Origin of the sequence: Mesorhizobium australafricanum (genome assembly GCF_033977265.1) — a bacterium.
Lineage (GTDB): Bacteria > Pseudomonadota > Alphaproteobacteria > Rhizobiales > Rhizobiaceae > Mesorhizobium > Mesorhizobium australafricanum.
This window is the reverse complement of sequence record NZ_JAVIIT010000017.1, coordinates 53,326-65,212: the sequence shown is the minus strand read 5'-3', so window position 1 is coordinate 65,212 and position 11,887 is coordinate 53,326. Positions and strand designations below refer to the sequence as shown.

Annotated in this window: 8 protein-coding genes; 5 read left to right on the top strand and 3 right to left on the bottom strand. The window is 63.5% G+C overall.

Translation table 11 applies throughout. The features are described from left to right. Positions 1-807: 807 nt before the first annotated feature. Positions 808-1,323, top strand: a complete 516-nt coding sequence (locus tag RFM98_RS25760) for a hypothetical protein (RefSeq protein ID WP_320311431.1) — start codon at positions 808-810, stop codon at positions 1,321-1,323. Between the two features lie 6 nt (positions 1,324-1,329). Here RFM98_RS25760 and RFM98_RS25755 read toward each other — a convergent pair whose 3' ends face one another. After that, positions 1,330-1,956 (bottom strand): hypothetical protein, encoded by a 627-nt coding sequence (locus RFM98_RS25755; protein WP_320311430.1) that lies wholly within the window; start codon positions 1,954-1,956, stop codon positions 1,330-1,332. Positions 1,957-2,181: 225 nt separating this feature from the next. Here RFM98_RS25755 and RFM98_RS25750 point away from each other — a divergent pair, with 225 nt between their 5' ends. Beyond that, a complete protein-coding gene (locus RFM98_RS25750) occupies positions 2,182-2,664 on the top strand; it encodes a YegJ family protein (protein WP_320311429.1) in 483 nt (160 codons plus the stop codon). A 3-nt stretch (positions 2,665-2,667) separates the two neighbouring features. Here RFM98_RS25750 and RFM98_RS25745 read toward each other — a convergent pair whose 3' ends face one another. Continuing rightward, positions 2,668-3,639, bottom strand: a complete 972-nt coding sequence (locus tag RFM98_RS25745; RefSeq protein WP_320311428.1) for a DUF3137 domain-containing protein — start codon at positions 3,637-3,639, stop codon at positions 2,668-2,670. Between the two features lie 463 nt (positions 3,640-4,102). After that, positions 4,103-5,152, bottom strand: a complete 1,050-nt coding sequence (locus RFM98_RS25740) for a CapA family protein (RefSeq protein ID WP_320311427.1) — start codon at positions 5,150-5,152, stop codon at positions 4,103-4,105. 138 nt (positions 5,153-5,290) lie between these two features. Here RFM98_RS25740 and RFM98_RS25735 point away from each other — a divergent pair, with 138 nt between their 5' ends. The 3 genes from RFM98_RS25735 to RFM98_RS25725 all read left to right on the top strand — a co-directional run bounded on the left by RFM98_RS25735 (position 5,291) and on the right by RFM98_RS25725 (position 11,876). Next, the gene (locus RFM98_RS25735; RefSeq protein WP_430682349.1) at positions 5,291-6,544 is read left to right on the top strand and encodes a hypothetical protein; all 1,254 of its coding nucleotides are present in this window, start codon (positions 5,291-5,293) and stop codon (positions 6,542-6,544) included. A gap of 231 nt (positions 6,545-6,775) precedes the next feature. After that, positions 6,776-9,889: an excinuclease ABC subunit UvrB gene (gene uvrB, locus RFM98_RS25730; protein ID WP_320311425.1), complete on the top strand. Its 3,114-nt coding sequence runs from the start codon at positions 6,776-6,778 to the stop codon at positions 9,887-9,889. A gap of 460 nt (positions 9,890-10,349) precedes the next feature. After that, positions 10,350-11,876, top strand: a complete 1,527-nt coding sequence (locus RFM98_RS25725; protein ID WP_320311424.1) for an ABC-F family ATP-binding cassette domain-containing protein — start codon at positions 10,350-10,352, stop codon at positions 11,874-11,876. Positions 11,877-11,887: the final 11 nt, after the last annotated feature.

The window sequence follows — 11,887 nt, the reverse complement described above, 5'->3', positions numbered from 1 at the left end:
TTTTGCTGGCCCAAAGTCTTTTGCCGGCCCAAAGTCTTTTGCCGGCATTGAAACGCGGACCGGGCGGCGGGGCAAGGCTCCAGCATCCAAGGGTCACAGAAATGCGGGACAGGCTGTCTAATGGGGTTGGGCCGGCAAGTTCCGGGGCTTTTGCCATTGGTCCCCGATAATCCCGCTATCCACAGGCACACCGGCATTCCCCAGACCCGTTACCCGGCGTACAGTCAACCCATCTCAGGCGGCTACCGAACGCCCAGCCGAAAGGCAAAAGCGCAAGGCGGATTTCCTGAGGCCCGTACGGCCCAGAACGAGAGCAGGTTCGCCTGTTGGAGGGACGGATGCCGAGACCTACGGGTGCCGCGGAAAGCGTGCCAACGCCGACGGCGGACCGATGCTGCCATGAAGGCCGGTAAAAACCTTCGATGGCACGCTGGGCGAAGCCCGCAAGGGTGGAGATCGGCGTGGTCTGGAACGGGCGCTGCCCTCGGGTGGCGACTGGCAGGACCGTCAAAATCAAGGCTGGCCTGGCGCGACGACTTTACGGAAGTTGCTGCCTTGACCGGTTCCTGATCTGACAGGGAGGCGCTGGGAGAAATCCCAGCGCCGACTGTCTTTCTGGGGCTGTCCGCCTCGCCGGCTTTTCGCCGCACCCCACACCTCCCCAGCACCTGCCACTGATGCTTTCCAGCCACAGACGGAAGCCAAGCAACCTTCAACAACGCGCGGTCATGCACAATTCACAATCGCGGCCAAATCCCGCCTTGTTCCCCAGCGATTCACCGGGAACGAATTCGAAGGGACGAGACCGTGATCAAGACCGCCCTTGTCGCCATGACCATTGTCGGCTGCGACTGCGACGCCAAGCTGTGCGAATATATCGGTGAGACGCCGGCCAAATGGACAACGATTGCCGACTGCGAAGCGGCGATGAAGAGCCAGATGCTGCATCAGCGCAATTTCAACTATCCGCTGGTTTCAGGCATCTGCCGCGTCAAGGGCTCGGCCTCTTCCTCCCAGCTCGCCGCGAAAGCCTCCAGGCCGGACCTGAAGCCCGCGAACCGCGTCGTCGAAACCATCGCCCCGTTGCCGCCCGAACTCGACCATCGCCCGAGCGTCCCGGTCGGCGCGACGGTGACCGCCAGCGAAACGGAAGCGGCGAAACCGGTCGCCTTTTATGGGTCGGTCGATGGCGGCCGCGCCGTGCTTTACCGCACCAAGACAGGCTATGCCGTGGTCAAGACCGATCTTGGTCGCGCCGCCACCGCGACAGTGGACGCGGCAAAGCGGTCGGCGGGCTGGCTGGCCGGTCTGACTGGGCTGTAAGCCCGCCTACAGTTTGATCCTGAGCGTCTCCCAGAACTTGTCGATCAGCGGCTGTTCGGTGGCGTTGTCCTGGTCGCCGATGCGCGTGATGAAGAGCAGCCCTTGATCGGCGGTGCCAAAGCCGACGATCTCGAAATCCGCCCGATCGGTGCGCGTCTTGACGGTGGCCTTGAGCCCCGTCAGCTCCTTGCCGTCGGCTAGCTTGCGGCTCGTCGGCTGCTGCGTCAGCTGCCCGCCCGCCTGGACCGTTTCCCTGGTCATCTCCTGCAGCATCAGCTGGTTGAGGGAGACAGGGTTCATCTTGTCGTACTTCTGCACCACGACGAGGGTGCCGAGCGCCGATGCCATCAGATACTGGGCGATGCCGTCGCCGAGATCGGTCTTGGTTACCGAATTGGTGCTCGGATGGACGAAGGAGAATGTGCCGCCCGAGAAGGTGGCGAAATCATTGTGCTCGAGCCTTACCTTGCTGGTCTTGCCGCCGGGCAAGGTCACGTCGACATCCTCGCCGGGATCGATGTCGACAGTCACGCCGTCGACGGTCAGTTTGAAGGCCTTCGGGTCGTCGGCGCGGACAAGCCCTGTGCAAAGCACGATCGCTGCGAACGCCACTGCCGCAAATCTCAGTCGCATATCCTGTCCTCTCCGCGCAGTTCCATTCAATGTATTCGATCGGCAGCCTGGGTCGTTGCCGCTTATCATGTCCCAATGAGATCAGCGTGGGCCACTTCGCAAACCATTGTCGCAATGGCAGGCGTCCGCCGACGACCTTGGTAACTTGGCGGCGAGCCGCAGTTCGATTGATAATGCCGACATATTACAGGAAGATAGTACCCTTGACTGGGGTTGGGGGATGTCATGACAATTGCCGTTCGTATCGCGCTATGCCTGCTGCTGGCGTTCATCCCCTTGCATGCTCGGGCGCAAAACGACGACAAGGCGATGATGATCGCCTCGGACGACGCCGATATGGCGGCGGCGATAGCAAAGGCGCGATCCGGCCTGGATGGATTCCTGGCTTTGTCCGACGCTCCGCCGCCGGGAACCGACAGGTTCAAGCTGAAGGTGATGGTCGTAGACGGAAATACGACGGAGCACTTCTGGGTCATCCCGTTCAGGCGGACCGACACCGGCTTCGTCGGCATATTGGCGAACGAGCCGGAAATCGTCCGCAACGTGGTCCTCGGCCAGAACATCGAATTCACCAGGGACGATATCTCCGACTGGGGCTATACCAAAAACGGCCATCAGGTCGGAAGCTTCACCGTCTGCGTGATGTTCAAGAAGATGTCGAAGGAAGAGGCGGATTACATGCGTTCTGCATACGGCTTCGACTGCTGAATCCTATTCGGCCACGTCATCCCGCGCGCCGACCTTTCGCACCAGCGCCGCCGTCGCCAGCATGGCGCCGAGATCGGTGATCATCGGCGCGACATGTGTGTTGTAGTCGATCGGCTCCGAGATATCCGGAAGCTCGAAGAAGTTCTTCGAACGCGGCATCAACAGAAAACCATCGCTGCCGCTGAGCGCCACCCGCGCCTGGTCGAAGGGCCATGTCTCGCGGAGCCAGGTCAGCGCCTGCGCCATCCGCCCGGTTACCAGCGGCCGCGCCGCCTCGACATTGTCGGTGCGGAATTCATAGGTGGCATCGAGGTCTTCGACGCCGGAGGACAGCTCCTGCATCTTGCTGGCAAACATGCCGCGGAAGAAATGCGCCACCTTGCCGGCCTTGCGCGCCGCGACCAGCGTGCCCGGGAACGGCTCGATGGTCTCGAAGGCGACGATGACGCCCTTGAAGGCGGTCGTCTCGCTCTTGCCCGAGCCTTCCCAGAGCTTCGCCTCGTAAAGCTCGAACGGAAAATCCTCGTAGCGTCCCGAAATGATGTCGTCGAAGCTCTGCCGGTTGAAAGCGCCAACCGTTTCGCGCGGCATCCTGTCGAAGGAATTCGGCCGCACACCGCGCTGGTAACGCACGTCGCGCACGAAGCCGAAGATCATCGGCAGCAGCATGTCGCGGAAGGATTGCTGCAGCCGGGTCGCCGGCCTCAGCGCCTGGAAATAGACGAGCACCGCGACGCCGAGGCCGCCAAGATAGAGAAAGACATGCGGTGTCGAGAACCATTGTTCGTGAGGATCGGCGGCAGCGTTGAACAGCCAGGCAATGAGCGCGACGAAGACGACGACCAGGCCGACGAACACAGGCACCCGCCAGCGCACCTGTCGCTGGGCTGACGCCCGTTTCGCCTCATAATCCTCGATGCCGCGCCTGATGCCCGCGATCACCGCCTCGCTCGGCATGAAATCCGCTGCTTCCATGGCCACCCCCGGCCGCCGCTGAGATGCGGCCATGATAGCGCTTTTCACGCGAAAGTCGCCTGCGCTTGCGGCGATCGGCGGCTACGTCCCGACACACTGATTTTGAAAGGCAGCCGTTTGTCCTAGTGCAAGATTTTCCGTTCATTACCGTGAAATCAGCGCAAACGCCGGGAATTGGTTGAAGCCGCCCCAACCTCGTCATTTCTATGGCGGAGCAAGGAGCGAAGCGACGCGGCGCAGACCATAGAATCCATGCCGTGACTTCGAAGCGTCGCCACGGTGCTGAATTTTGCTCCGTTGCACGCCTTGGCGAAGGTAGCGGCATGGATTCTAGGGTCTGCGCGCCGCTTCGCGTCGCTCCGCCCTAGAATGACGATCGCGAAGGGCGTTTCGGCCAATCACCAACGCATGCCTCCTGCCAATGCAAACAGAGCCGACCGGTCAAAATCCCTGTGCAGTGCCACTAGTTGTCCGAAGCTGGAAAAATTGCCTCCAGCCGGGCCGCGACCCGCTGCTTGAGCGCGCCGTCCAGAGCCTCGACCGGCACCAGCCGCTCATGGCCGTTGTTGGCTAAACGCATGAAGAAATGCAGCCGGTAAGCGGCGATCATGCCGCGCGTGTCGGTATCGGTGCTGATATCGACGATGAGGATGGAACCTATGCGGCCGGGCCAAGGCTGACGGGTAAAGGCAGTGCCGAGGAAATCGCCAAGGCCGTAGGCGACCAGGCTGTCGCCGGGCCGCTCAATTGGCTGCACGACATGGGCGTGATGCCCCACGATCAGTCCGGCACCGTGATCTGCCAGCCGCCTCGCCAGCGCCCGGGTTGCCGGCCTTGGAAAGTGCCGGAACTCCCAGTCCCAATGCGGCACCGCGCAGAGCAGATCGATGCCGGAAGCAGCGCCGCGCGGCCATTCGGCGGGATCGCTGCGCATCAAGATGCGTTCCTCGAACGCCGCGGCGTCCGTGTTACGCCAGAGCGTGAACGCTGCAAAGCCGATCGCCAGCGATCCGGCTGCGTGACGCTGGACCGGTCCGCCCGCCACCGTACCTATGGTGCGAATCCCGAGGCGGTTCAGCGCCGCGAACGTTTCCTCGAACCCGGCAATGCCCTGGTCGAGCATATGATTGTTGGCTAAAGACAACACCAGCCGGTCGCGCGCGATGCCGGCAGTTGCAAGCGCATCGGCCAGGAAACGCTCGCTCATCGCGTGATGCGTGCCGAGCCACGTGCCCATGATCGCACCTGGGCGTTCGACGATCGGGCTTTCGCAATTGCCGACCACGAGGTCGGCGGATGAAAGCAGTGCGGCGAGCACCGGATCGCATTCCGGCACATCGCGATTGGCGACGGCCGAAATGTCGCCGATGAAGGCTAGCCGCACCGACCGCGTCGGCAGCGGATCCATCATTGCCGCCGCCGATGCCGTAAAGCCGGCTCTGTCGCCGGCAAGTGACGGCTTCAGGAAACGCGGCAGCCACGACAGTTTGTAGGAAAGCGGATAATTCGACACGGGCACGTCCAGTTTTGCCCTGTGTAGACTGTCTGACGGATCGGTTGAAGCCGGCCGCCGAATGATCCCGCGGCGGATATCTCGGGCCGACCAAAATACGTGTATGCTCGCCATGCCACGCAGTGGAGGACGATGATGATGTTGCTCAAAGCAGTGTTTGCAATTGCCCTGTCGGTGTTCCTGCCGGCGTCCTTCGCCAGGGCGGAGATGCCGGACGCGGCCAAATCCATGTTCGAAGCGACAAACGTGACCGACCGGAACACGGCGCTGTCGACGCTGGAAACGGCAGCGGCCAAGGACCCGGCATCGGCCTATGCGGCCGGCGCCGGCGAATTCTTCACCGCATTGGAGCTCCTCGCCAGCGGCCTGCATCGCCACGGTTTCGAAAGCCCGAAATCCTTCATGCTGCCGCTGATGCAATTGCCGGTGCCGGACAATCCCAACCCGGAACCGCTGACTTACGAAGAGTTCCGCGCCATCCTCGTCGCCTTCCGCGACCGGCTGGAAAAATCCGCCGCAACGCTGGGCTCAGTGCCGGCCGGTGCCGATATCGGCATGGTGGTCGACCTCACCCGCGTCGGCATCGATCTCAACGAGGATGGCAAGCTCGCGCCCGACGAAAGCATCGCCGCGATCATGGCCTCGCTCTCACGCGGCAGCATCGACACGAGCGATGCCGCGCCGTCGCTCACCTTCCGCTTCGACCGCTCCGACGGCTTTTGGCTGCAGGGCTACGCCGAATTCCTGATGGCGCAGGCCGATTTCTGGCTGGCGCATGATTTCCGCAATGCCTTCGACGGCTCGTTTCACATGCTGTTCCCTCGCGCCAAACTGCCGCTCCAGGATACGCTGGTGCCGCTGGATGGCGGCATGAGCGGCAACATGTTCGCCTCGGAATGGCGCTTCGCCGACTTCATCTCGCTGGTGCATCTCGTCAACTGGCCGGTGGTCGAGCCGGAGCGCCGGCAGGCCGCGCGCCGCCACCTGCTGGAGATGATCCGGCTGTCGCGCGAGGACTGGAAAGCGATCCTGGCCGAGACCGACAACGACCGCGAATGGCTGCCAGGACCGCAACAGAAGGGCGTCAACCCGCTGACCGGCCTCGAGGTCGGCGAAGAACAGGTGCAGGCGTGGCTCGCCACACTGACGGTGGCCGAGGATCTTCTCGAAGGCCGGGTGCTGCTGCCGCATTTCCGCATCACCGGCAAAGGCATCAACATGAAGCGCTTCTTCGACGAGCCGAAACCTTTTGATCTCGTGCTGTCGATCACCGGCCCCGGCATCGCGCCTTATCTCGAAAGCGGCAAGATCCTCAGCAGCGATGATTTCGACCAGATCCAGCGCCAGTTCGGCGGGGCCGGCTTTTTGACTTTCGCGCTGTGGTTCAATTGAGGATCGCAAGTCTTGGGTTCCTCGCCCCCATGAAATGGGGGAGAGGTGGCTCGGCGAAGCCGCGACGGAGAGGGGGATGGCTCGGCCTGGATGAATTCGAGGTTGGCACCAGTTCCCCTCATCGGGTCATGAGGCATCTCCTGACAGCCTTCTGTCAGCAGCATCCGCGAGCGGCGGGCGCCTTTTCACTCCGCTCTTTCCATTTTGGCCGAGTCCTCCCATATTCGGGCCATGGCCAAACATCCTGACAAGAAGACGCCTTTGCCGGCGCAAGATGGCGCGCCGAAGCGGCGCAGTCCGTTGACCGAATTCCTCGACGCCGCCGAGCCGTCGCAGCCGGGTGGTTTTTCCGAGGCGCCTCAAGCCGACTTTTCCGGCGCACCATTGACCGGCTCGATCTCCGATTGGGCGGGTCAGATCGAGCGTGAGGCGGAAAAGCAGCCGAAGACGAAAGCGGCGAAGAAGATCCCCGAGCGCTCGTCCGCGCCTGGGCGCACGGCACGCGGCACGTCGATGGGCGGCGCCGCCACCGCCCGCGAACGCACGGCAGCGGGCCTCAACCCGGTCGCCGGTCTCGACATCTCGCTCGAAGACGCCGAGACCATGACCTCCAGCGGCGTCACCGCTACGGTCGCGGCGCTGTCGGCGCTGATCGAATCCGGCAATCCGCTGCACAAGGACGGCGTGCTGTGGACGCCGCACCGCCCTGCCCGCCCCGACAAATCCGAAGGCGGCATCGCCATCAAGATGGTATCGGATTTCGAGCCCGCCGGCGACCAGCCGACCGCCATCAAGGATCTCGTCGAGGGCGTCGACAACAATGACCGCACCCAGGTGCTGCTCGGCGTCACCGGCTCGGGCAAGACCTTCACCATGGCCAAGGTGATCGAGGAGACGCAGCGCCCTGCCTTGATCCTGGCGCCCAACAAGACGCTGGCCGCGCAGCTCTATGCCGAGTTCAAGAAATTCTTCCCCGACAATGCGGTGGAGTATTTCGTCTCCTACTACGACTATTACCAGCCGGAAGCCTACGTCCCGCGCACCGACACTTTCATCGAGAAGGAATCCTCGATCAACGAGCAGATCGACCGCATGCGCCATTCGGCGACGCGCTCGCTGCTGGAGCGCGACGACGTCATCATCGTCGCCTCGGTCTCCTGCATCTACGGTATCGGCTCGGTCGAGACCTATACGGCGATGACCTTCCAGATGCAGGTCGGCGACCAGCTCGACCAGCGCTCCCTGCTCGCCGACCTCGTCGCCCAGCAATACAAGCGCCAGGACATCAACTTCGTGCGCGGCTCCTTTCGCGTGCGCGGCGACACGATCGAGATCTTCCCCGCCCACCTGGAAGACCGCGCCTGGCGCATCTCGATGTTCGGCGACGAGATCGAACAGATCACCGAATTCGACCCGCTCACCGGCCAGAAGACCGGCGAGCTGAAAAGCGTCAAGATCTACGCCAATTCGCACTATGTGACGCCGCGTCCGACCTTGAATCAAGCCATCAAGTCGATCAAGGAAGAGCTCAAGCATCGCCTGCAAGAGCTTGAAAAGGCTGGCCGCCTGCTGGAGGCGCAGCGCCTGGAGCAGCGCACCCGCTTCGACCTCGAGATGCTGGAAGCCACCGGCTCCTGCGCCGGCATCGAGAACTATTCGCGCTATCTGACGGGACGCCAGCCGGGCGATCCGCCGCCGACGCTGTTCGAATACATCCCCGACAACGCGCTGGTCTTCATCGACGAGAGTCACGTCACCGTGCCGCAGATCGGCGGCATGTATCGCGGCGACTTCCGCCGCAAGGCGACGCTGGCGGAATACGGCTTCCGCCTGCCCTCCTGCATGGACAACCGGCCGCTGCGCTTCGAGGAATGGGACGCCATGCGCCCGCTGTCGGTCGCCGTTTCGGCGACGCCGGGCGGCTGGGAGATGGAGCAGTCCGGCGGCGTCTTCGCCGAGCAGGTCATCCGCCCGACCGGGCTGATCGATCCGCCGGTCGAGGTGCGTCCTGCCAAGAGCCAGGTCGACGATGTCGTCGGCGAGATCCGCGATACCACCAGGGCCGGCTATCGGACGCTGGTCACGGTGCTCACCAAGCGCATGGCCGAGGACCTGACCGAATATCTGCATGAGAACGGCATCCGCGTCCGTTACATGCACTCCGATATCGACACGCTGGAGCGCATCGAGATCCTGCGCGATTTGCGTCTCGGCGCCTTCGACGTGCTGGTCGGCATCAACCTGTTGCGCGAAGGCCTCGATATCCCCGAATGCGGCTTCGTCGCCATCCTCGACGCCGACAAGGAAGGGTTCCTGCGTTCTGAAACTTCGCTGATCCAGACCATCGGCCGCGCCGCGCGTAATGTCGACGGCAAGGTCATCCTCTACGCCGACCAGATCACCGGCTCGATGGAGCGCGCGATGGCGGAGACCAACCGCCGCCGCGAGAAGCAGATGGAGTGGAACACCGCCAACGGCATCACGCCGGAATCGGTCAAGTCACGCATCGCCGACATTCTCGACTCCGTCTACGAGAAGGATCACGTGCGCGCCGACATCTCGCAGTTCACCGACGATGCCGGGGCGATGATCGGCAACAACCTGAAAACCCATCTCGAGGCACTGGACAAGCAGATGCGCGACGCCGCCGCCAATCTCGACTTCGAGAAGGCCGCGCGTGTCCGCGACGAGATCAAGCGGCTGCGCGAGATGGAGCTTGCCATCTCCGACGACCCGCTGGCGCGCGAGGTGGAAGGCCAAAGTCCCGCCTCGGGCCGCGAAAAGGGCAAGCACAACAAGGGTGTCGCCAAGCATCGGACAGTCGAGGAACAGGAGCGGTTCCGCAGGCTCGACGAGGCACGTGCCGCCGAAGAGGCGGCCAAGGCTGCCCGGCCCAACCTCTTCCGCAAGCCGCATCTCGACGAGATGGGCGCCGACGGCGCCGTGCCGGTGAAGAAGCCACTCTTCGCCAAACCGTCGATCGACGACATGGGACCCGGTACCGACATGACCACTCCGGCCGGTGCGGTATCGCGCTCGCTGTTCAAGAAACAGTCGGCACAGGAAGCGCATGGTTCCGATTTCGGCATTCCCGGCGATCGCAACAAGCCGCTGTTCAGGAAGAACTCGCTCGACGAGATGACGGTGCGGCGGACGGAAAAACCCGTCGAAGGAAAGGTGCCGGCGAAGCCAAAGCCGATCTCGGGAGCTGGCGAGACCGAACGGGGCGCGAAGGACGACAAACCGATCGTCCGTCAGCGCTCCGGCATCGGCTCTTACGAAGATCCAGGCGACGAGCGCCGTCAAATGCGCCGGCCGGGCAAGACCGGGCGGCCGGGGCAGTAGCGCCTTTTTCTTCTCCCCTTGTGGGAGAAGGTGGATCGGCGCGCAGCGCCGAGACGGATGAGGGGTGCTCCAGCGGAGTGAGACGTTTGCGTTCCCTGGAACACCCCTCATCCGACCGAGCTTCGCTCGGCCACCTTCTCCCACAAGGGGAGAAGGCAAGAACTCAACTGTCGCCGCTTGAAGCCGTCCACTTGCCCTCACCCTCGCCTTTGGTGTACCCAATCTCTCGCCTCGAACATCTGGAAAGGAGGGCTGCGTGTTTATCGATCACCATCGTCAGCGTGGCCCGATTTGTGCCCTGCGAGCTTGCTTGCAGGGCTGACCAGGACGGTCCGGGTTTTCCCGTTTCGATTTTTTGGTCTGCCCTTCGGGGTGCGCTAGTCCGAGCATGAAGCCCGGCACGCGCACCGTCAAAGTGCATCAGCCGGACTTTGCCGCCGGCAAGACCTGAGAAATCGAAATGGCCCTGATCAGCCTCAAATCCTTCGGCGTCACCATGAGTGCGCCGCTGTTCTCCAATCTCGACCTCGCTATCGGCGCCGGCGACCGGCTCGGCATCGTCGCCGCCAATGGCCGTGGCAAGTCCACCTTGCTCAGATGCCTGGCCGGTGAATTCGAACCCAGCAACGGCGACGTCACCCGCTCGCGCGGCCTGCGCGTCGGCCATGTCGAACAATCGGTTCCCGAGGCGCTGTTCGATCGCAGCTTCCACGAAGTCGTCGCCGATGCCTTGCCGACCGAGCAGCGCGACGGCGAGCTATGGCGCGTCGACGTCGTGCTGGATTCGCTCGACGTGCCGGAAGACATGCGCGAACGCAAAATGCGAGCCTTGAGCGGCGGCTGGCAGCGGCTGGCGCTGATCGCCCGCGTCTGGGTCACCGATCCGGACGTGCTCCTGCTCGACGAGCCGACCAACCATCTCGACCTCGCCAGGATCAACCAGCTGGAAACATGGCTCAACGCGCTGCCGCGCGACATGACGGTGGTCATCGCCAGCCACGATCGCGCCTTCCTCGACGCCACCACCAACCGCACGCTGTTCCTGCGCCCGGAAGAATCGCCGGTGTTCGCGCTGGCCTATTCACGGGCGAGGCAGGCCCTCGATGAGGTCGACGCCTCGACGGCGCGCAAGTTCGAGCGCGACATGAAAGTCGCCCAGCAATTGCGCAAGCAAGCCGCAAAGCTGAACAACATCGGCATCAATTCCGGCAGCGACCTTTTGACGGTGAAGACCAGGCAGCTCAAGGAACGAGCGGAAAGGCTGGAGGATGCCGCCGTGCAGGCGCATCGCGAACGTTCGGCTGGCGCGATCAGGCTGGCCAACCGCGGCACCCACGCCAAGGTGCTGATCACGCTGGAGGACGCGGCGGTCGAAACGCCTGACGGCACGCTGCTGTTCAGGACCGGCAAGCGACATATCTGCCAGGACGATCGCATCGTGCTGCTCGGCCGCAACGGCGTCGGCAAGACGCGCTTCATTGCGATGATCCGCAACGCCATTGCGGACCCCGGGACGGTTGCGAACGTCAAGGTGACACCGTCGACCGTGCTCGGCTACAGCGACCAGGCGCTGTCGGGCATCAGCGGCGACGACACGCCGCTGGCGATGGTCTCGCGCCGGTTCGAGGTCGGCGAGCAGCGCGCCCGCTCGCTGCTCGCCGGCGCCGGCGTCGTCATCGAGATGCAGGAAAGGAAGATCGGTGCCTTGTCGGGCGGCCAGAAGGCGCGGCTGATGATGCTGGTGCTGCGCCTCGCCAACCCCAACTTCTACCTGCTCGACGAGCCGACCAACCATCTCGACATCGACGGCCAGGAAGCGCTGGAGGACGAGTTGCTGAAGCACCAGGCAAGCTGCCTGCTCGCCTCGCACGACCGCTCCTTCATCCGCGCCGTCGGCAACCGCTTCTGGCTGATCGAGAGGCGGCAGCTGACCGAGGTCGACGACCCCGAGGAGTTCTTCCGCTCGGTCGCCGAAACACCGAACTGAGAGACGGTACA